This window comes from Exiguobacterium sp. N4-1P, from assembly GCF_002214325.1.
This window is the reverse complement of record NZ_CP022236.1, coordinates 1,863,904-1,884,313: the sequence shown is the minus strand read 5'-3', so window position 1 is coordinate 1,884,313 and position 20,410 is coordinate 1,863,904. Positions and strand designations below refer to the sequence as shown.

Sequence of the window (20,410 nt, the reverse complement as noted above, 5' to 3'; positions counted from 1 at the left end):
TACATATGCAATCGAAGTTTAAAGAAAGACGAGCATTTTTTGACTTTCGCTTGTTCTTTACGATGTTGATTCTGATGGCAATCAGTACGGTGATGGTTTATAGCGCTAGTGTTTGGAACGGTGGCGATTATGCGAACACTTCGTTTTTCGAGAAACAACTGATGTTTGACGGCTTGGCAATCGTGGCATTTTTATTTGTTGCGCATCTCAATCATGAAGTGCTTCGAGGTCCGATTTTTCGTTTAGTCTTGTATCTCATCACATGGGTGATGTTGATGGCGACGTTGTTTTCTGAACCGTTGAACGGGGCACGAGCGTGGTTGAACTTTGGTGTTTTTTTGATTCAACCGATCGAGCTCTGTAAATTCGTCTTAGTCGTCGGGTTAGCGAATTACTTTGATCAAAAACAAAAAGGGACGTTGAATGGCGTAATCGGAATCGTTCATCACTTCATCCACCGTCAAATCTCTCCCTCTTCCGCGGGCAAGCGGATGTTACTTAGTTTGTCTGATTGGATTTTAATTCCGATGCTCGTCTTGCTGGCACCTTATGCAATCATCATCCGGATGCAACCCGATGATGGGGGATTGTTCATCTTGTTGTTGATTACGGCAATGATTTGGTTTGCTGTCGGATTACCGAGTGGTTACATCACATTAGGGTTCATCGCAATACCGTTAGTTGGTTTCTATGCGTATAATAATTTTTCAGAGAATCAGCTGAAACGAATTCATGTCATCTTTAACCCGTTCCTCGATGCGGAGGGAAAAGGCTATCAATTGATCAATTCGGTCATTTCAATTGCCCATGGAGGCGTGTTCGGCGTCGGGTTAGGGAACAGTTTTCAGAAATATGGGTATCTACCTGAACCAGAGACCGATTACATCATGTCAATCATTTCGGAAGAACTTGGATTTGTCGGCGTACTTGTCGTCCTTGGATTACTGTTTTTCTTAATGTTTCAAGGTGCGAGAATCGCCCAAAAATGTGTTTCGCTGTATTCAAGCATGATGGCGATTGGTATTTCTTCCATCATCTTCATCCAGACAACGATCAATATCGGTGCCATGTCAGGCTTGTTCCCGGGAACCGGGGTCACGTTACCATTCATCAGTTACGGGGGGTCTTCGTTACTCGTCATGAGTACGATGCTCGGTGTGCTGGCGAATATTTCCATGCAAAATAAACATCGAATAGCGTATCATAAAGAAGTGCAAGATGCACGGACGATGAGCGCAACGAGTTCATTAACAAAAGGGGGAGCATCAGTTGACAAAAATTAAAAAGATTCTTGTAGCAAACCGTGGTGAAATCGCAATCCGAGTATTTCGGGCAGCAACCGAATTAGGCATTCGGACAGTTGCGATTTATTCGAGAGAAGACATGGGATCGCTTCACCGTTATAAAGCAGACGAAGCATATAGGATTGGTGAGGGGAAGAAACCAATCGAAGCGTACCTAGACATTGAAGGTATCATCGCAACTGCTAAAAAAGCAGAGTGTGACGCGATTCACCCAGGGTATGGTTTTCTGTCTGAAAACATTGAACTCGCAAAACGTTGCCGTGAAGAAGGCATCATCTTCATCGGTCCACAAGAAGAACATCTTTATAAATTCGGTGACAAGGTACGAGCGCGTACGACAGCAATCGAAGCCGGCTTACCAGTCATTCCGGGAACGGACGGTCCGATTTCAACGATGGAAGAAGCCTATGCTTTTGCTGAAAAAACAGGTTATCCATTGATGGTTAAAGCTTCTCTTGGTGGAGGGGGACGCGGTATGCGCGTTGTCCGGACAGAGGAAGAGCTGCCGGAAATGATTGAGCGTGCGAAATCAGAAGCATTAAAGGCTTTCGGATCAGACGAAATATACATTGAGAAATTAATTGAACGACCGAAACATATCGAAGTCCAAATCATTGGCGATGCCCATGGTAATATCATTCACTTGTTCGAACGTGATTGCTCTGTTCAGCGTCGACATCAAAAGGTTGTCGAAGTGGCACCATGTGTCACGCTTTCCGATGCAGGACGGAAGAAAATTTGTGACGCGGCAGTAACGCTAATGAAACACGTCGGGTACGAGAATGCAGGAACAGTCGAGTTCCTAGTGACGCAAGATGAATCGTTCTACTTTATCGAAGTTAACCCGCGTGTCCAGGTCGAGCACACAATCACGGAGATGATTACAGGCGTCGACATCGTACAAACGCAAATCCGGGTGGCAGAAGGTGAGTCGCTTCATAGTGAGCTCGTTGGAATTCCGGTGCAAGAAGAGATTCAGATGCTTGGTTTCGCGATTCAAAGCCGGATTACATCGGAAGATCCAGAAAACGGCTTTTTACCCGATACGGGAAAAATTAAAGCTTACCGCTCACCCGGCGGTTTCGGAGTCCGTCTTGACGGAGGGAATGCTTACGTCGGTGCAGAAATCTCACCATACTATGATTCACTGCTCGTTAAAATCTCAACGCACGGCCTGACGTACGATCAAGCTGTCGCGAAGATGAGCCGAAACTTAAGTGAGTTCCGGATCCGTGGAATCAAAACAAACATTCCGTTCCTAAGCAACGTCTTGAAACACCATGCATTCATCAGTGGTGACTACAACACGTCCTTCATCGATGATACGCAAGAATTATTCATCTTCCCGAAACGGCAAGACCGTGGAACAAAGTTATTAACGTATATCGGCGAAGTTTCTGTCAATGGATTCCCTGGTATCGGAAAAATCGACAAACCGTTAGCACGTGACGTTCGGATTCCGAAAGATTTACCAACGACGTATCAAGCGGGCACGAAAGCGTTACTTGATGCAGAAGGGCCGGTTGGTGTTGCGAATTGGTTGAAAGCACAAGAACAGGTCTTGTTGACAGACACGACGTTCCGGGATGCACACCAGTCGTTACTTGCGACGCGGATGCGGACGAAAGATTTAGTAGCGATTGCAGAAGCAGAAGCAAAACTCTTGCCGGAATTGTTCTCGGTCGAGGCGTGGGGTGGCGCGACGTTCGATGTAGCATATCGTTTCTTGTCAGAAGATCCTTGGACTCGTTTAATGAAATTACGTGAACAAATGCCAAACGTCTTGATTCAAATGCTATTACGTGGTGCGAATGCAGTCGGTTATAAAAACTATCCGGACAACGTCATTCATGCTTTCGTCAAGGAAGCGGCCCAAGCAGGCGTTGATGTCTTCCGAATCTTTGATAGCTTGAACAATCCGGAATCAATCCAATTAGCAATTGACGCGGTCTTACCGACAGGGAAGATTGCAGAAGCAGCCGTCTGTTATACAGGCGATCTGTTCGATGCGAATCGTCCGAAGTACCACTTACCGTATTACGTCAAGTTAGCGAAACGATTGGAAGCAAGTGGCGCGCACATCATCGCAATCAAAGATATGGCGGGTCTGTTAAAGCCGGAAGCAGCGTATGCGTTAGTCTCTGCTTTAAAAGATGCAGTCGATTTACCGATCCACCTCCATACACATGATGCGAGTGGGAACGGAATCTACACGTATGCCCGTGCAGTCGATGCCGGTGTTGACGTCGTCGATGTCGCTGCTTCGAGTATGGCCGGCTTAACGAGTCAACCAGCAGGAGGAAGTTTAATCCATGCGCTGAGTGGACACCCGCGTCAGCCACTTGTTTCAGCACAGAAATTCGAACAAATTTCAGATTATTGGCAAGATGTTCGTCACTTGTATAAAGCGTTCGAACTCGATATGTTAGCACCGAATCCAACCGTTTACGACCATGAAATGCCGGGCGGTCAATATTCGAATCTTCAACAACAGGCAAAAGCAGTAGGACTCGGAGATCGTTGGTCGGAAGTCAAGAGTATGTACGCCCGCGTCAACATGTTGTTTGGTGACATCGTCAAAGTAACACCGTCGTCTAAAGTAGTAGGAGATATGGCCTTGTTCATGGTCCAACATCACTTGACAGAAGAAGACGTCTTACATCGTGCGAGTGGGCTCGATTTCCCGGATTCAGTCGTCGAACTGATGAAAGGTGAGCTTGGCACACCTCCGGATGGGTTCCCGAAACAAGTGCAAGATGCGATCCTCAAAGGTGTCGCACCATTAACAGAACGTCCAGGGAAAATGATGGAGCCGCTTAACTTTGATGCCATCAAACACGAATTGTTTGAAAAGCTCGAACGACCGATTACTGAATTTGATGCGCTTGCGTACGCGCTTTATCCGAAAGTATTCATGGATTATAGTTCATATGTCGCACGTTATGGAGACGTCTCGGTCCTTGATACGAGTACATTCTTCCACGGCATGCGACTCGGTGAAACGATCGAAGTCGAAATCGAACGTGGTAAAACGTTGTACCTCAAGTTGATTCAAGTCGGACAGCCGAATGATCACGGTGTGCGAATCGTTTACTACGAAATGAATGGTGTTCCGCGTGAAGTTGAAGTCAAGGACATTAGCGTCAAGGAAAGTTCGTCCAGTCGTCCGAAGGCGGACCGGTCGAACCCGAAACAGATTGGTGCATCGATGCCGGGAAGTGTCCTGAAAGTTCTTGTCGAACCAGGAGCACGTGTCCGTAAAGGGGAGCAATTGCTCGTCACGGAGGCGATGAAAATGGAAACGACGATTCAAGCACCGGAAGACGGAGAAATTAAAGCCGTCCATGTCAACGAAGGCGAAGCAATCGCAAGCCAAGATTTATTAATTGAATTCATCTGATTCGTAGCGTGGTGATTCGATAACTTTAAAATAGAATCGATGAAAAACAGGCAGACGCATGGCGGCTAGCCTGTTTTTCTTTTTAAGCAGTATTATCGGAGGAGGAGCTAGGAATGAATATCATCTGTTGGATTAGAAGTGACTTTCGACTTCAGGATAATCAAATGTTGGCGAAAGCGGTAGAATACCTCGAGCAGGACGATCAAGCGACCGTGGAATTTGTTTTTTGGCTTAACCCGGACTATATCGGTTCTTACGAAGCGAGACAACAGTATTTCTTTCAAGCGCTGGAGCACTTTTCGGATAACTGTAAAACAAAGGGCTTGCCGATTCGTTTTATTGAAGGGGACGAAGCGAAGTTCTTAGAGGAAACAGCTATGGCAGACCATTTAATTTTTAACGCCGAATACGTCGAACCGTTTAAAACGCGCGATGATGCGATTATTAAAAAACGTCAGCGTCAACAGACGGATCGTGTACTTGATCGTCATTTGTTGCATCCGCATGCAGTCAAGAAAAATGATGGTGGCTATTATAAAGTGTTCACACCATATAAAAATGCGTTCTTAAAAAAAGATCTTCCAGAACCAGTCCAAGTGAATCTCGATCGTCTGCAAGCCCAGTATAAAAAACACCAAAATGACAACTCGTTCATTGAGGAGTACTTTAAACAGGCTCAATCCGAGGTTGATTTTCAGGTGGGTGAAGAAAATGCGCAGGACCGTTTACATCAGTTCATCTCGAGCGGACTCGAACAGTACGAAGAAAATCGGGATATCCCGTCAATCGACGGAACGAGTCGGATGTCACGTTACCTGCGGACGGGAGAAATCAGCATTCGGACCATTTATACGCAGGTTGAGCAAGCAGCTGCTTCAAAAGGAAAACAAACCTATTTGACGGAATTAATTTGGCGTGAATTTTACTATACAATTTTGATGCACCATCCAGAGTCAAAACGTCTACCGGTAAACGAGCAGTATAATGACATTCAATGGGAAGACGACGAGACGGGGTTTGACGCGTGGAAAAAAGGTGAGACAGGTTATCCCATCGTTGATGCGGCGATGCGTCAGCTGAACACAACGGGCTGGATGCATAACCGGCTCCGGATGATTGTAGCCTCCTTTTTAACAAAAGATTTGTTAGTCGATTGGCAAAAGGGTGAACAATATTTTCAGAAGAAGTTAGTCGACTATGAAGCGGCTTCAAACATCGGGGGATGGCAGTGGGCAGCATCTGTCGGAACGGACGCCGTACCATACTTCCGTGTCTTCAATCCGACGACCCAATCGAAAAAATTTGATGCGTCTGGTGACTTCATTCGTCGATATGTACCAGAGATTAAGGACTTGCCGAATAAATTCATTCATGAACCAACAGACCAGCAACGTGAAGACTATGATTACCCAAAACCAATCGTTGAGCATGATATGGCACGTAAACGGGCGATTGCTCGCTTTAAAAAGTAATAAACTACGAACGCGGTACCGACATAAAAAAGATGGAGCATCACAGTGAAATGATGCTCCATCTTTTTTTGACTTGTCTAATATGCTTAACGATCTTGCCTTGTCCGGAACGCGTGATACGTCATGTAAGACAGTACACCAAAGTAACATGTAATCAAGAACGCGTGTAAAAGTGGAACGTAAGTCGCGTGTCCGCCTAAAACGATCCAGGCACCTGTCGCAACTTGGCAACTGATGAAGAACGTAGCAAACGCCATCCCTTTTTGTGTCGTCCGATGCTTTAAGCGAATCGCGACGAAGTGCACATATAACGTATAGAAGAATAATAAGCCAGCCATAATGCGATGAATCATTTGGACCCATGACTCGTATGTCATCGTTGGTTGCGAACAGACGGGCCAACCGACACAGGCATACGTTGCGCCGACGTGACGGACATATGCGCCCGTATAGACGACGATCAGCGTGTAAATCAGCAGGCCGTACAGGAGTTTACGTAAGAATGCTGGGACCGTTTCCCTGAATTCTCGTCCTGGACGTTCCATGATTAATAGCGTCAAAATGAGCAAAGAAGCGAAGGAGATAAGCGAAATCCCGAAATGGAGCGCCATGACGAGGTCAGACTGTTGCCAAACAACAGCGCCTGCTCCAACGATGGATTGAATCAACATGAAGATAAAAGCAAGAAAGGCAAAAATCTTCGTATCGAGACGCTCTTTGAAAGCGACGAGTGTCCATAAACATAATGCGATGATTAATAGTCCGACGACACCGGTTACGGCGCGGTGGCTGTATTCAATCATCGTTTCTACACTAGGGTTAGTCGGAATGAGCTCTCCGTGACAGAGTGGCCAGTCTGTTCCACAGCCGTTCCCTGAATCAGTCTTTGTGACTGTGCCCCCCATCAACAATACGATCATCATCGTGAATGTGACGAATGCCGAAAAAATCGAAAGCTTTCGATTCAAGACACGGACACCACCTTTCTAAAATATACAATATACAGTCATGCGCATAGCAATAGTATCGCATAAAAAATATCGAAACGCTTGCAATCTTTTAGAAGAACGCTATTCTAATATTAGGTAAATATGGTGAACTGTGAGGTTAATCACATAGATTTCACATTTTGTTCATTATGTCGAAAGTATTTTCATGCGTCACGACCCTGAATATGTGGTATCTTTTATAGAGAAAAGGACGTTTCGTGGCGTGTCTGTGTTATTTCTGTGAAGAAAATACGTGTCTCATGCGTGCAGAGAGGATACAGGCGGTTAGAAGGAGGAAACAACATGGCGAAAGTAAATGGGGAGACGCTTGACATCATGATCGAGCAAACGGATCAACCGACGTTCAAGGACTATGTCACCCTAGCAAAGATGGGAATCGTTCGCGCGAATCTCATCACCGTCTTCGCAGGATATGTCGTGGCAGCATCGTATTTAACCGATGATGTCCTGTTATACCTGTGGCAGACGAAGTTGACATTATTGTGGACACTTCTTGGAAGTGGACTAGTCATTGCCGGAAGTTGTTACCTCAACAACTACATTGACCGAGACATCGATTACAAGATGGAACGGACGATGGGGAGACCGAGTGTGACCGGCAAGATGGATGGACAGCGCATATTGGCATTAGGACTTGGAATACTTGCGACGGGAACGGTGCTTCTCTTGATCGTTAACCATGTCGCGGCAGTGTTCGGATTGATTGGATCATTCGTCTACGTCGTCATCTATACGATGTGGCTCAAACGAACGCATACGATCAATACGGTCGTAGGAGGTATTTCAGGAGCAGTGCCACCGATCATTGGATTTGCGGCAGTCACTCCAGCACTTCATATCGATGCCTGGATTTTATTCCTCATCATGTTCGTCTGGCAGCCGCCTCACTTCCTTGCACTCGCAATGAGACGGACAGAAGAATACCGTGCTGCAGGTATTCCAATGTTACCGGTCGTTAATGGTTTTGCCATCACGAAACGACAAATTGTGTGGTGGATTGCAGTCTTAGTCCCATCATCACTACTCTTAGCACACTATGGTATCGTCTACACGATTGTCATGGCGGCGTTAAGCGGTTACTGGCTTTACATGGGACTGAAAGGTCTCAAAATCAAAGAAAAACAAGCTGAAATTAAATGGGCATCGAAAATGTTCTTCTTCTCGCTCTTTTACTTCACAGCTTGGATCGTGACGGTCGTACTCGTTTCTCTCTAAAACGATTTGACATATTCACGTACACCATTACAAGAAAAAAATTGGGGAAAAGAAAGTGGGGATGGTTGTGAAAAAATCAGGAAAAATGCTCTTCCGGCTTCTTCCGATCGGTTTGATGGCATTATTGTTATCAGGTTGTGGAATTCCGGAATTGTCCGCGCTTCAGCCTCGCGGGGAAGGCGCAGAAATGCAACTTGAGATCATCAAGCTCAGCTTATGGGTAATGTTGTTCGTCCTTGCGATTGTAGCGGTCATCTATGTTTACGTACTTATGAAATTCCGTCGTAAATCGGGAGATAACACAGTTCCGAAACAAGTCGAAGGAAATCATACGCTTGAAATCATTTGGACAGTTATTCCAATCCTTCTCTTGGTTGTTCTCGCTGTACCGACAATCAAAACGACGGTTGAATTAGCCGATGCGAAAGAAGCGAAGAAAAACGAACAAATCAACGTTACGGCAAACTTGTACTGGTGGGAGTTCGAATATCCAGACAAAGGTGTTTCGACAGGACAAGAACTTGTCATCCCGGTCGGAAAACGTGTTGCTGTCAACTTGACTTCTAAAGACGTCATTCACTCATTCTGGGTGCCGGCACTTTCTGGTAAAACAGATACAAACCCAGGGCTCGATAACGAGATGTGGTTACAAGCACAAGAAGCGGGCACATACTACGGTAAGTGTGCGGAGCTTTGCGGACCTTCTCATGCATTGATGGACTTTAAAGTCATCGCACTCGAGCAAGATGATTATGATGCATGGTTAAAAGACATGAAAACTGCAAAAGAAGCAGAAACAAAACAACTCGATGCTAAAAATGAAAAAAATTGGACGACGGGCGAACAAGTTTACGCTCAAAACTGCCTCAGCTGTCACGGTGGCGGGAAAGTCGCGCCAAGCTTAACGAACTTTGGTGACCGTCAACGTATCGCAGGATACCTCGATCACGACAAAGAAAACCTCGAGAACTGGATTCGCGATCCGCAAAAAGAAAAACAAGGGACAAAAATGCCTGGTTTCTCTGAAGATCAGATTAGCGATGAAGAATTGAGTGAACTTGCAGACTACCTATTGGACAAAAAGCTCCAATAAAATTAAGGGGGAATCATAGTGGGGACACATACTATGGGTATGCCGAAGAAAAAAAGCGGCATCATGGACTGGCTAACGACAGTCGACCATAAAAAAATTGGGATTCTCTACATCATGTCCGGATTGTTCTTCCTTCTGGTCGGTGGCGTAGAAGCCTTAATGATTCGTTTTCAATTGATTAAACCGATGAACGATTTCGTCAGCGGTGAGTTATTTAACCAGTTGATCACGATGCACGGTACGACGATGATCTTCCTGGCAGCGATGCCGATGTTGATCGGTTATATGAACGCTGCTGTGCCGCTTCAAATCGGAGCACGTGACGTTGCGTTCCCGTTTTTGAACGCACTTGGTTTTTGGTTGTTCTTCTTCGGTGGCGTGCTCTTGAACTTATCATGGTTCTTCGGCGCAGCACCGAACGCAGGATGGACAGCTTACGCACCACTATCGACAGTCCCGGAATCACTTGGTGTTGATTTTTATGCACTCGGGTTACAGATTTCTGGTTTCGGTACACTTATGGGGGGGATTAACTTCCTCGTTACGATATTGAACATGCGCGCACCAGGTATGAAACTGATGCGGATGCCTTTGTTCACATGGACGGCGTTCGTTGCATCAGCTTTGATCGTCTTCGCATTCCCTCCGCTTACGGTCGGTTTGTTCCTCTTGACGTTTGAACGTCTTTTCGGAGCTCACTTCTTCGACCCGGCAGCCGGCGGTAACATCGTCATTTGGGAACACCTCTTCTGGATCTTCGGGCACCCGGAAGTATATATCTTGATTTTACCGGCATTCGGTATTTTCTCTGAAATCATTCCTACATTCGCACGTAAACGTCTCTTCGGTTACACGACGATGGTCTTTGCGACAATGTTGATCGGTTTCCTCGGATTCATGGTTTGGGTTCACCACATGTTTACAGTGGGTCTCGGACCAGTCGCAAACGCCATCTTCGCTGTTGCGACGATGGCGATCGCTGTACCGACCGGTGTGAAGATCTTCAACTGGCTGTTCACACTTTGGGGCGGTAAATTGACGTTCCCGGTTGCGATGCTTTATTCGGTCGCATTCATCCCATCATTCCTTGTGGGTGGTATGACAGGGGTCATGCTTTCAGTTGCTCCTGCCGATTATCAGTATCACGACAGCTACTTCGTTGTTGCCCACTTCCACTACGTTATCGTTGGTGGGGTCGTCTTCGGTCTCTTTGCGGGTCTTTACTATTGGTTCCCATTGATGTTCGGAAAACAGCTCAACGAATTCTGGGGCAAGATTCAATTCTGGTTGTTCTTCATCGGCTTCCACTTGACGTTTTTCCCGCAACACATCCTTGGTCTTACAGGTATGCCACGTCGTGTCTTCACGTACTTACCAAACCAAGGCTGGGAAACAATGAACTTACTATCATCGATTGGTGCAGGCTTCATGGGTGTATCAACAATCGTTCTTGTTGTTTCAATTGCAGCGGCATTGATGTCGAAAGAATATGTGAAACGCGATGTTTGGGGTGACGGTCGTACCCTTGAGTGGACGCTTCCTGTTCCGACTCCAGAGTACAACTTTGCACAAACACCACTCGTCAAAGGACTCGACACGTACTGGCTCGAAAAAATGGCTGGAAATAAAACAGTTTCCGTATCGGAAGAAGTCGGCGATATCCACATGCCGAATAACACGATTTTGCCATTCGTCATGTCAGTCGGCTTGTTCCTTGCAGGTCTTGGATTCATTCTTCGTCTTGACTACGGAACTGTCGGTCTTGTCATCGCCTTGATTGGTCTTGCAACGACACTCTTCGCGATGTTCCTACGTTCTTGGATTGACGATGAAGGATACTACATCCCGAAATCGGTCATCGAAGAAGATCTACGCCTTGAAGCTGAAAAGGAGGCGAAGTAAGATGGGTCATCATTCAGTACCAAATAACCCAGTGACTGGTATTCCAGATCATGTTGAAAAAGCAACACTTGAGGGTAAGAATAAATATGTAGCTTTCTGGTTCTTCCTTGGAGGAGAGACGACATTGTTCGCCTCTCTCTTCGGAACATACATCGGATTGCACAACTCAGGCGCAAAAGAAGGATTACGGAGTTACGACATCTTTGAGATGGAACTCGTCTTCATCATGACGATGCTTCTTCTGACGAGTTCATTGACAAGTGTTCTTGGGATGATGGCGATGAAACGGAATGACGTTGCGAAAATGAAGATGTGGCTCATTATTACGCTCGCTCTCGGTCTAGCATTCCTCGCTGGTGAGATTTATGAGTTTAATCACTATTACCACATCGGTCATACGTTTACGTCAAGCGCATTCGGTTCGGCGTTCTACACACTCGTCGGGTTCCATGGAGCGCACGTCTTGTTCGGTCTTCTCTGGATTTCGACATTGCTCATCCGTAACTGGAAACGCGGCATCACAGTCGTCAATGCACCGAAGTACTATGTTTCAAGTCTTTACTGGCACTTCATTGATGTCGTCTGGGTCTTTATCTTCTCAGTCGTCTACCTCATGGGGATGGTGAAATAAGATGGAAAAACACGAACCACAAGTTACACGTAACCAGTTAGAATTAGAAATGAAAGCTGATCGTAGCCGCGAAATGCAGCTACAATTGATCAGTTTTGGACTGATGATTTTCTTGACGTTGATCGCTTTCGGCGCAGTGATGGCAGAGCTTATGCCACACTGGGCTGCAGGTGGATTCCTCGTCATCATGGCAATCGTCCAAGTCTACCTTCAGTTATATATGTTCATGCATATGAATAACAAAGGGAACACATGGATTAAAGTCATGATGGGACTCGGTATCTTCGTTGCCTTAACAATCGTCGCGACACTTCGCCTTTTAATCTGGTAAAAAATTGTGACCATTCTGCTAACGTTTAGCAGGATGGTCTTTTATTTTGGAATCGTTTTATGAGAAACCTTTACAATGAAATAGGGGAACGGTAATCTTAGTTTGTAGGAAACAGGAACGGGGTGAGAAATATGTTAGGCAATTTAAGGGGTGCTTTATCGCAATTCGATTGGACTGTCTTGTGGAGCCCGTATTACGCGTTACTCTTGATCGGTCTTTACGTATTGTATGCATTCATTACTGAAAAAATCAGACGACCAGACGAGGCAGAAACGACGTTAGCTCAAAAGTTCATGATGCTAGCGGCTTTATTCGTCTACTATATTGGCTTTGGTAGTCCGCTTGATGTGTTAGCGCATATTACGTTCTCTGCGCACATGCTCCAGATGGTTTTCGTCTATATGGTGGCGCCGCCACTGTTGATGCTAGCAATTCCGGGTTGGGCATTTAAACGATTGTTCGGCGTCCCGTATTTAGGGAAGGCATTACGCTTCTTCACATTGCCATTGATTGCGCTCGTCGTGTTCAATTCCTTGTTTACGTTTTACCATATGCCGTTCATCTTTGATTACGTCTTGACGAACTATACGGTCCACCGTTTGTTCCACGGGACATTAATCTTCCTCAGCATGACGATGTGGTATCCAATCATCGCACCTGTCAATGAGGAGGATAGTCTATCCGATTTGAAAAAGATGGTCTATATCGTTGCGAACGGCGTGCTGTTGACACCAGCTTGTGCGTTCATGATCTTCAGTCAGAGCTTCCAATACGATGCGTATCAAGACCCAGCGACATTCGCGAAAGTCTTGGCTTACTGTCTGCCGAATAATGATGTGAGCGGCTTGAACATGGAACGCCTATTTGGGACAACAAAAGATTTACTCGAAGATCAACGGTTCGGAGGCGTCTTGATGAAACTTGGACAAGAACTCGTCTACGGGATCTTCTTCGGTTTGACCTTCTTCACGTGGGTGAGACGATCAAAAAGTACTGCTGTCGATGAAGGCATGTCCTTCACGCCAAAAGCGGATTAAGTAAATGGAGGAAGTCTGAAAATGAGTTATTTGCCGTTGATTTGTGTTTCTTTGATTGTTCTCAGTGCAATATTTGTAGCAATCGGTTGGTTTTTGATCGCGCAGACACGCCGGAATATGGGGGCGCATAAAGTCGTGATGAACATTGCGGCAGCGCTCGCGTTACTGTTCTTCATCATGTACGCGCTTCGGACGATCTTACTCGGGAATACTGCTTTCGGGGGACCGGATACGGTTAAACCGTACTACACAGGATTTTTAATCTTTCATATTTTACTCGCCACATCGGGTGGTATCTTAGGCTTAATCGCTTTGTTCTACGCCTATAAACAAAACTTTGCCCGTCACCGTAAAATTGGTCCAAAAGCATCGGTCATTTGGTTTTTGACGGCAATCACGGGAGTCCTTGTCTATTGCCTGTTATACGTTGTGTATGAGCCGGGCGAAACAACAAATGTATTTCGTGCGATTTGGAATCATTAAGGGGGGGTTCGCTTTGAAAAAAAATAGTTATTTGACGGTAGCCGCCGTCGTTTTGATTTTAGTCGCCGCTGCAGGGGGGTATTATTATTTCTTTATGAAAGAAAAGCTACCTGTGATTGCTGAACCGACACCATTTGAATTAACGAATGCCGTCAACGGGAAAACATTTGATTCAGAAGATGGTAAAGTAAAAGTATTGACGTTTTTCTACTCGAATTGTCCAGACATTTGTCCTTTGACGTTAAATGACTACCGGAAACTCGAGAAAAAATTACGGGCGGAAAATCTATATGGATCCGATGTCGAACTTGTCGCCGTGACGGTCGACCCTAAAGTTGATACGCCGAAGGTCTTGAAGAAGTATGCGTCTAATTTCGAGGCGAATCCTGAAGGCTGGAAGGTTTTAACGGGGGATGAGGTCGTCATTGATCGTCTGACACGCCAGTTGAACTTCTATTATTCAAAAGCAGAAAGTGGTCTTGTCACACACGGGACACAAATGTTCATTCTCGATCGCGACAATAAGGTGCGTGCGATATCTTCAATGGCGAAGACACCTGACGAGCCGGTCGATCTCGAGGAAGTCATGACATCCGTCAAACAACTTGCGAAGGAGTGATCATTTTGGTTGAAGAATATCAGAATAAAGGTGAAGTGACGGTATCAGTACAAGCAATTGAAGAGTTATTGTTGTGTGCCGTCATCGAATTTGGTGTCGTTTGTACACGGATTAAACGTTTGCCGACGGAAGGGATTTCGTTTAGCTTGAAGGTTACCGCAACGGTGCAACAGTTACCTGCCCTCTATATGGGTTTGCGAGAACAAGTCCGCTTACAACTCGGAGACGGGGTAGTCGACTACCTCCAACTGGTCACAAAATGAGACATATAAAGGCCCCTTCCACGTCTGGCGGAAGGGGCCTTTACTTTTAGGCCTGGACAAGGAGTAGGGGGACCAGCACACAACACACGATTTTTTTGGTAACAGACTTTTTAGCGACTGTTCCGTGAAGAATGCCTTGAAGTCTCTCGTGACACGTCGACTTGAAAAAGCAATCAGACACAGACTCGGCAGCGCAAAGAATCGCCTGAAGAAAATTTTTAGATGAAAAAAACCGCTCCTTTTAACAGGAACGGTCGGATAGAACTTATTTTTCGAGTGTTTCGAGTAACCCTGTCAAGCGACGCTCACAATCTTTAACGATTTCAGGTGGGAACTCTTCATCATACTCAACACCATGTGGATAGTAGTGTTTTCCGAGAAGTGGTGTCATCATGCGAACGATCGCGTGGCGATCTTCAATTTCACCTTGAATTGCATAAACTGGAATCCGGAGATAGAAGACCTCTCCTGTTGATTGTTTTTCGTACTTCATGTCATACATCGCACGTTCGTAATCCCATTGTCCTTCACGGACGAAACGGTGGTGGTCCATGATTGTCTCAAGTAAACCAAACTTAATTTCTTTGCCTTCGATGCCGTATTTCTCAAACTTCATGTTTGAATCCCCCTATACCCCAGTTTGCTAGTAGATACTAGTCTTTCCAAACTATCATACCATAATGAATGATTCGATAAAGTAAAAGTTGTGAAGTCAATTTGAAGAATTCATGAATTCTTATATTTTCGTTCGACATATTCTAAAATCGTATCCGGTGCATGAATTCCTAGATGGTTCAGGCCTTCTCCACCAAAGAAGACGTTGAACTCGAGTATATAAATTTTTCCGTCGCGGAAAATCAAATCAAAACCGGCATGATCGATATCGAGTCGTTTCGCGAGTGCGAGAACAAAATCGAGTGCTTCTTGTGGGATGTTCTCGAAATCAAGGACCCCACCCTGGGCGACATTGTTTAAAAATTGCGCACCGCCGACACGCCAGTAGGCAGCGAGAACTTGATCACCGATGACGACGACACGAAGGTCTTTTTCGTTCGGGATATATTCTTGGACGTAAAACGTCTCATGGTGATCGGTATACTTCTTCCAGTCGATTTCATCCTTAATCAGGTGAACCCCTTGGCCCATCGAACTGCGGACAGTCTTCGCGACGAATGGGAACGAAAATTCATCTAAAACACGCTTCACGGTGAATTCATTTTTTCCGTAAATACCGGTCCGAGGAATATTGTCCGGAATCACGGTTTTAAAAATACGCGTCATCTCGATTTTATCGTGCCCGAGATGGAATGTCGCGGCGGACGGGAAAATCGGTTTTTTCATTCCGTAGATGATGGAGTGGATCTGCCAATATTCGGGGAACAAGACGACGTCCGCTTTGGCGATTTTATCGAGCGAATCAAAATGGTAGTCTGACTTCGCGTGATCGGTTTTAATCCCGATCGTCCGAAACATATTAAATGATAAAAATTGCATACAATTCATTCCTTCCTTCTGAACAAAGTATACACAATTCAGCGTGCTAGGAGCGAGATAAATGTTATGATATGATGGTGAAGTCAAGGAGGAGATTCGTTGTGATTTATTCTGATAAAACGATAGACCTCATCAACGCTGCGGAAGAACTGACATCCGCTCTTTTGCATAGCGAAACAGGTCAAGCATATATAAGTGCCAAACAAGCACGCGCAAATTCAGCACAAGCACAAGACGTCATTCGGGATTTTAATCGAATCAAGGAAGAATACGAGCTTGTTCAACGTTTTGGTCGATATCATCCAGATTACCAAACGATCACGAAAAAAGTACATGAAGTAAAGCGGGCGCTCGATCTGCAAGAAGAGGTCGCGACGTTTAAAAAAGCAGAAAAACAATTAGAGACGTTACTCGGACAAATTAGTCTGAAACTTGCCGGGGAAGTGTCACCTCAAATTAAGGTTCCGACGGGTAATCCATTCTTCGATCAAGGATGTGCAGGTGGATGTTCGACCGGAGGTAGTTGTAGCTGTAGCGGCTAATGCCGAACAAGGGAGGAACGGTGTTGTGATTAAGGATCGAATTGGACTGATCGTCTATGTCAACGCGATGAAAGCATCGCGTCAATTGCGCCGATTTGGAAACGTCTATTTTACATCGAAGCGAGAAAAATATGTTTTTTTATATGTTGATTTGGAACAGTATGAACGTTCGGTCGAAACGATTGCTGCATTGCCTTTCGTCGATTCCGTTCTTCGTTCGGAGCGACCATTCATTACCGAAACATACGCAAATAAAAAAGGTAAACTGCAAGAAGAAGTATAAACGTTGGAGCGATGAGGACATCCTCGTCGCTCTTTTTTGAAGGGAAGGAAAAGTCATGCGAGTCATTTCTGGAGAACGAAAAGGTACTAAAATTAAAGCGGTACCGGGGGATAATACACGACCGACGACCGATAAGGTCAAAGAATCATTATTTAATGTCATCGGACCTTATTTTAACGGGGGACGTGCACTTGATCTCTTCGCGGGGAGCGGTGGCCTTGGAATCGAGGCATTGTCACGTGGATGTGAAGAAGCGGTATTCGTCGATCAGCACTTTAAAGCGGTTCAGACAATTAAAGAAAACTTGATGACGACTCGATTGGCTGAGAGAAGTCGTGTCCTAAAAAAAGATGTCTCCGTTGCTTTGACGGAACTCGCATCAGAAACGCCATTTAAACTAATCTTTCTCGATCCACCCTATGCCAAGGAACGACTCGTCGAACACGTCACGTACATAGAGCAACACGACATGTTGACGGACAATGGCGTCATCGTCTGTGAGCATGGGTCAGAGATTGAATTACCTGATCGGATTGGTCGCCTTGAAGTTGTGAAAAGGATGCGGTACTCAACGGTCATCTCAATCACATTATATGAAATTATCGAACTGGAGGAAGAAGTATGAAACGTATCGCCATCTGTCCGGGGAGCTTTGACCCGATCACGAACGGTCATCTTGATATTATCGAGCGTGCTGCACCCATCTTCGACGAAATCATCGTCGCGGTATTAAATAACTCGTCGAAGCAACCTTTATTTTCGGTTAAAGAACGTATGGAATTGATTTCTGAGGTGACGGAGCACTTACCGCATATCAAAGTGGATTCTTTTAACGGTCTGCTTGTCGACTATGCAGCAGAAGTAGGGGCGACGGCAATCGTACGCGGGCTACGTGCTGTATCCGACTTTGAATATGAGATGCAGGTGGCCTCAATCAATAAGAAGATGAATGACCAGATTGAAACCTTGTTCATGATGACGAGTAACCAATATTCGTTCCTCAGTTCCTCAATCGTCAAAGAAGCTGCAAAGTATGGTGCTTCCGTCGCCGGTCTTGTGCCACCGCCCGTCGAAGAAGCGTTACGTCAAAAGTATGCGAAAGGAGAATTGAAATGAAAGCATGGAAACCTGCGCTCGCTGCCATCGTCGCGGCGATGATCGTCTTCTTTGTTCCATTGCCCTATTTCATCTCGTATCCTGGAGACGCAACATCGACAGAACAAATCATTGACGTATCGGGTGCGGAAAAAGAGCCGGGCGATCTAATGATGTTGACCGTTGCGCAACGGCGGGCGACACCGTATTTTCTAGTCGAGAGTTTATTTTTACCTTTTTCTGAAACGTCGGATGTAAGTGACTATTTATATGACGGTGAATCTGACGCACAATACGAGAACAGACAACAACTTTACATGGAAGAAGCGCAACATAATGCAATGATTGAAGGATATGAACTGGCTGATAAAGAAGTCGAGGTCGACTTTGAAGGCGTTTATGTCTCTGGCATTATTTCTGGCGGTCCTGCTGACGGGAAGTTACGTGCCGGGGACCAGATTGTTGCCGTTGATGGAGCACCGTTAAAATCAATGAGCAGCTTTATGCAGACAATTAGTTCGAAAAAAGCAGGGACAGATGTGAAAGTGACATTCGAACGGGACAAAAAAACGAAAACAACGACGATCAAGGTCGGGAAACTAGCGAAGAACTCAGAGCAGGTCGGGCTCGGTATCTATGAACCGCTTCCGATGTCAGACGTGCAGACGGATCCGAAAGTCGAGTTTAACTTAGAAAATGTTGGTGGACCATCGGCCGGGATGATGTTCACGCTTGAGATTTATGATCAATTGACAGATGGTGATTTAGCGAAGGGATATACGATTGCTGGTACTGGAACGATTGAAGAGGGTGGAAAAGTAGGACCGATTGGTGGAGCTTGGCAAAAAGTCGTCGCAGCAGACGAAGCGGAAGCGGAAATCATGTTCGTCCCAGCCGGTTCGAATTATGAAGAAGCAAAACCATCCATCAAAAAACTCGGGACGAAAATGAAACTCGTCCCGATCAAAACAGTTGAGGATGCACTCGATTATTTAGAAGAGTTACCAGAAAAATGAGCAAACCGACGATGTTCCTCTAGTTGGTCATACCGAGCCAAGGGAACGGCATACGCTGCCGTAACTTGGCTCTCTTTTATGAGCCAAGGGTGCGCCTCGAATGTGCTGATGACTCGAATGTGTTGCTTGATTTGCCGTAGCGCTTGTCGTCCTTTGTCATTAAAGGCAAGTGGTCGCACGTAATCGATTTGGTCAAATGCAACCGAATCGATTTCTTCCGTCATCGTCGAGGTCAGTAAATAAATGAGTGTGCGCTGTAAACTTGTCCGCGTATAGCGGCGTGTTTTGATGAAAGTCATGAAGTCGTCGAAAGTCGAGCTGTAGCGGGCGCCTTCGACGAGACGAGGTGCCAGTGACGTATCAATGCCGTTAAATTGCATGAGAACGCCTAGAGGCGTCGATAGAAGCCGGTTCCGGATAAAGGGATAGTAGAGATCAAATGAAGCAAAAGTCGCCCCTTGGAGTACGCTAGCGCTTTCTTTTGGAAGTCCTGTCAATTGGTGCGTTTCATCGTAGTGGGCACGGATTGCTGTCGCGCTCATGATATCGCCGACTGACAGGTCGTGGTAGCCACTTCCGATACGCTTTGTCGTATGTAAGGAGATGTTTGATGCAGCACGGGCATAATAATAACCGAGTGTGTTATTCGGCGTCGTCAAGTCGAGCGTCGTCGTCAATGCGCGGAATGCCTGGCTCGCTGCCATCGCGGAAGATAATCCGTTTGATAAGCCTTCTTTGACGAGTCGCTGGTACGCAGGAGTCTCTTCATTTTTTTCAGATGCTGCTAAAAGGAAAGGGGTGATGTCTCCACATTCACTCCCGAATGACAAAGACGTAGCGCCGATCATTTCGGCGATCGTGACGCCTCCTTGCGCAAAACGGTCGGCGCGTTGGACGGAAAAATAAAACGGAAGTTCTAAGACAAGGTCGATTTCGCCGCTTGCGACGGCCGCTCGTGCACGTGTCCACTTGTCACTAAAAGCAGGTTCCCCGCGCTGCATGAACGTTCCGCTCATGATGGCGACGATCAAATCGGCATCGGTTTCCTCGCGTGCGATTTTGGCTTGATAGAGGTGTCCGTTATGAAACGGATTGTACTCTGAAATAATTGCTGTCATCTTCATGAAACTTTCTCCTTTGCAAACGGAATTAAGTGCGGTAATATGGATGAAGACGTCCGAAAGTGTTCGTTCTCTAGCGATTTCAGTGTAAAGAAAAAA

21 protein-coding genes are annotated in these 20,410 nt (G+C 45.8%); 17 read left to right on the top strand and 4 right to left on the bottom strand.

Translation table 11 applies throughout. From position 1 onward, the window contains the following. Positions 1 to 5: 5 nt before the first annotated feature. The 3 genes from A0126_RS09830 (at position 6) to A0126_RS09820 (ending at position 6,176) form a co-directional block, all read left to right on the top strand. On the top strand, positions 6 to 1,283 hold the full coding sequence (locus tag A0126_RS09830; RefSeq protein ID WP_088837457.1) for an FtsW/RodA/SpoVE family cell cycle protein: 1,278 nt from the start codon (positions 6 to 8) through the stop codon (positions 1,281 to 1,283). Then, complete coding sequence (locus A0126_RS09825) at positions 1,270 to 4,704, top strand: pyruvate carboxylase (protein WP_088837456.1); 3,435 nt, start codon at positions 1,270 to 1,272, stop codon at positions 4,702 to 4,704. The genes A0126_RS09830 and A0126_RS09825 overlap by 14 nt, the downstream gene beginning before the upstream one ends. Before the next feature lie 113 nt (positions 4,705 to 4,817). Next, positions 4,818 to 6,176 carry a cryptochrome/photolyase family protein gene (locus tag A0126_RS09820; RefSeq protein ID WP_088837455.1) on the top strand — a complete coding sequence of 453 codons (1,359 nt, stop codon included), beginning with the start codon at positions 4,818 to 4,820 and terminating at the stop codon, positions 6,174 to 6,176. An 86-nt stretch (positions 6,177 to 6,262) separates the two neighbouring features. Here A0126_RS09820 and A0126_RS09815 read toward each other — a convergent pair whose 3' ends face one another. After that, a complete protein-coding gene (locus A0126_RS09815; protein WP_029330938.1) occupies positions 6,263 to 7,144 on the bottom strand; it encodes a COX15/CtaA family protein in 882 nt (293 codons plus the stop codon). A gap of 324 nt (positions 7,145 to 7,468) precedes the next feature. Between A0126_RS09815 and cyoE the strand changes: the two genes are divergently transcribed. From cyoE to A0126_RS09770, 9 genes are all read left to right on the top strand, one after another. Then, positions 7,469 to 8,401, top strand: a complete 933-nt coding sequence (cyoE, locus tag A0126_RS09810) for a heme o synthase (protein WP_088837454.1) — start codon at positions 7,469 to 7,471, stop codon at positions 8,399 to 8,401. A 61-nt stretch (positions 8,402 to 8,462) separates the two neighbouring features. After that, complete coding sequence (gene coxB / locus A0126_RS09805; protein WP_088837453.1) at positions 8,463 to 9,494, top strand: cytochrome c oxidase subunit II; 1,032 nt, start codon at positions 8,463 to 8,465, stop codon at positions 9,492 to 9,494. Positions 9,495 to 9,527: 33 nt separating this feature from the next. Further along, positions 9,528 to 11,396 (top strand): cytochrome c oxidase subunit I, encoded by a 1,869-nt coding sequence (ctaD, locus tag A0126_RS09800; RefSeq protein ID WP_201302332.1) that lies wholly within the window; start codon positions 9,528 to 9,530, stop codon positions 11,394 to 11,396. 1 nt (position 11,397) lies between these two features. After that, positions 11,398 to 12,027 (top strand): cytochrome (ubi)quinol oxidase subunit III, encoded by a 630-nt coding sequence (locus tag A0126_RS09795; protein WP_088837451.1) that lies wholly within the window; start codon positions 11,398 to 11,400, stop codon positions 12,025 to 12,027. A 1-nt stretch (position 12,028) separates the two neighbouring features. Further along, positions 12,029 to 12,358, top strand: a complete 330-nt coding sequence (locus A0126_RS09790) for a cytochrome C oxidase subunit IV family protein (protein WP_088837450.1) — start codon at positions 12,029 to 12,031, stop codon at positions 12,356 to 12,358. A 131-nt stretch (positions 12,359 to 12,489) separates the two neighbouring features. Next, positions 12,490 to 13,395, top strand: a complete 906-nt coding sequence (gene ctaG / locus A0126_RS09785; RefSeq protein WP_088837449.1) for a cytochrome c oxidase assembly factor CtaG — start codon at positions 12,490 to 12,492, stop codon at positions 13,393 to 13,395. Between the two features lie 21 nt (positions 13,396 to 13,416). Further along, on the top strand, positions 13,417 to 13,878 hold the full coding sequence (locus A0126_RS09780) for a DUF420 domain-containing protein (protein WP_029330931.1): 462 nt from the start codon (positions 13,417 to 13,419) through the stop codon (positions 13,876 to 13,878). A 13-nt stretch (positions 13,879 to 13,891) separates the two neighbouring features. Continuing rightward, complete coding sequence (locus tag A0126_RS09775) at positions 13,892 to 14,497, top strand: SCO family protein (protein WP_088837448.1); 606 nt, start codon at positions 13,892 to 13,894, stop codon at positions 14,495 to 14,497. Positions 14,498 to 14,502: 5 nt separating this feature from the next. Continuing rightward, positions 14,503 to 14,760 (top strand): hypothetical protein, encoded by a 258-nt coding sequence (locus tag A0126_RS09770; RefSeq protein ID WP_088837447.1) that lies wholly within the window; start codon positions 14,503 to 14,505, stop codon positions 14,758 to 14,760. 265 nt (positions 14,761 to 15,025) lie between these two features. Here the strand turns inward: A0126_RS09770 and A0126_RS09765 are convergent, their stop codons facing one another. Both A0126_RS09765 and A0126_RS09760 read right to left on the bottom strand, forming a co-directional pair. Next, complete coding sequence (locus tag A0126_RS09765; protein ID WP_029330928.1) at positions 15,026 to 15,376, bottom strand: YugN family protein; 351 nt, start codon at positions 15,374 to 15,376, stop codon at positions 15,026 to 15,028. 110 nt (positions 15,377 to 15,486) lie between these two features. Then, on the bottom strand, positions 15,487 to 16,254 hold the full coding sequence (locus tag A0126_RS09760; RefSeq protein WP_239456734.1) for an ATP-grasp domain-containing protein: 768 nt from the start codon (positions 16,252 to 16,254) through the stop codon (positions 15,487 to 15,489). A gap of 101 nt (positions 16,255 to 16,355) precedes the next feature. On the opposite strand from A0126_RS09760, the gene A0126_RS09755 reads away from it, so the two are divergent. From A0126_RS09755 to A0126_RS09735, 5 genes are read left to right on the top strand one after another with little or no spacing between them, the layout of a single operon-like run. Next, entirely contained in the window at positions 16,356 to 16,796 is a 441-nt protein-coding gene (locus A0126_RS09755; protein WP_029330926.1) for a YlbF/YmcA family competence regulator, read from the top strand. A gap of 25 nt (positions 16,797 to 16,821) precedes the next feature. Further along, the gene (locus tag A0126_RS09750) at positions 16,822 to 17,079 is read left to right on the top strand and encodes a YlbG family protein (RefSeq protein WP_088837445.1); all 258 of its coding nucleotides are present in this window, start codon (positions 16,822 to 16,824) and stop codon (positions 17,077 to 17,079) included. Between the two features lie 55 nt (positions 17,080 to 17,134). Beyond that, on the top strand, positions 17,135 to 17,704 hold the full coding sequence (gene rsmD / locus A0126_RS09745; protein WP_088837444.1) for a 16S rRNA (guanine(966)-N(2))-methyltransferase RsmD: 570 nt from the start codon (positions 17,135 to 17,137) through the stop codon (positions 17,702 to 17,704). Continuing rightward, the gene (gene coaD, locus A0126_RS09740; RefSeq protein ID WP_088837443.1) at positions 17,701 to 18,195 is read left to right on the top strand and encodes a pantetheine-phosphate adenylyltransferase; all 495 of its coding nucleotides are present in this window, start codon (positions 17,701 to 17,703) and stop codon (positions 18,193 to 18,195) included. The genes rsmD and coaD overlap by 4 nt, the downstream gene beginning before the upstream one ends. Next, on the top strand, positions 18,192 to 19,190 hold the full coding sequence (locus A0126_RS09735) for a SepM family pheromone-processing serine protease (protein ID WP_088837442.1): 999 nt from the start codon (positions 18,192 to 18,194) through the stop codon (positions 19,188 to 19,190). The genes coaD and A0126_RS09735 overlap by 4 nt, the downstream gene beginning before the upstream one ends. On the opposite strand, the gene A0126_RS09730 is transcribed toward A0126_RS09735, so the two are convergent. Then, positions 19,163 to 20,314 carry a tRNA(Met) cytidine acetate ligase gene (locus tag A0126_RS09730; RefSeq protein ID WP_088837441.1) on the bottom strand — a complete coding sequence of 384 codons (1,152 nt, stop codon included), beginning with the start codon at positions 20,312 to 20,314 and terminating at the stop codon, positions 19,163 to 19,165. The genes A0126_RS09735 and A0126_RS09730 overlap by 28 nt on opposite strands. Between the last annotated feature and the right edge of the window lie 96 nt (positions 20,315 to 20,410).

Coding starts and splice junctions, on each gene's coding strand:
- A0126_RS09780 (WP_029330931.1), top strand. CDS start 13,417: ATGAGTTATTTGCCGTTGATTTGTGTTTCTTTGATTGTTCTCAGTGCA.
- cyoE (WP_088837454.1), top strand. CDS start 7,469: ATGGCGAAAGTAAATGGGGAGACGCTTGACATCATGATCGAGCAAACG.
- ctaD (WP_201302332.1), top strand. CDS start 9,528: ATGGGTATGCCGAAGAAAAAAAGCGGCATCATGGACTGGCTAACGACA.
- A0126_RS09730 (WP_088837441.1), bottom strand. CDS start 20,314: ATGAAGATGACAGCAATTATTTCAGAGTACAATCCGTTTCATAACGGA.
- ctaG (WP_088837449.1), top strand. CDS start 12,490: ATGTTAGGCAATTTAAGGGGTGCTTTATCGCAATTCGATTGGACTGTC.
- coxB (WP_088837453.1), top strand. CDS start 8,463: ATGGTTGTGAAAAAATCAGGAAAAATGCTCTTCCGGCTTCTTCCGATC.
- A0126_RS09760 (WP_239456734.1), bottom strand. CDS start 16,254: ATGCAATTTTTATCATTTAATATGTTTCGGACGATCGGGATTAAAACC.
- A0126_RS09790 (WP_088837450.1), top strand. CDS start 12,029: ATGGAAAAACACGAACCACAAGTTACACGTAACCAGTTAGAATTAGAA.
- coaD (WP_088837443.1), top strand. CDS start 17,701: ATGAAACGTATCGCCATCTGTCCGGGGAGCTTTGACCCGATCACGAAC.
- A0126_RS09765 (WP_029330928.1), bottom strand. CDS start 15,376: ATGAAGTTTGAGAAATACGGCATCGAAGGCAAAGAAATTAAGTTTGGT.
- A0126_RS09830 (WP_088837457.1), top strand. CDS start 6: ATGCAATCGAAGTTTAAAGAAAGACGAGCATTTTTTGACTTTCGCTTG.
- A0126_RS09795 (WP_088837451.1), top strand. CDS start 11,398: ATGGGTCATCATTCAGTACCAAATAACCCAGTGACTGGTATTCCAGAT.
- rsmD (WP_088837444.1), top strand. CDS start 17,135: ATGCGAGTCATTTCTGGAGAACGAAAAGGTACTAAAATTAAAGCGGTA.
- A0126_RS09820 (WP_088837455.1), top strand. CDS start 4,818: ATGAATATCATCTGTTGGATTAGAAGTGACTTTCGACTTCAGGATAAT.
- A0126_RS09735 (WP_088837442.1), top strand. CDS start 18,192: ATGAAAGCATGGAAACCTGCGCTCGCTGCCATCGTCGCGGCGATGATC.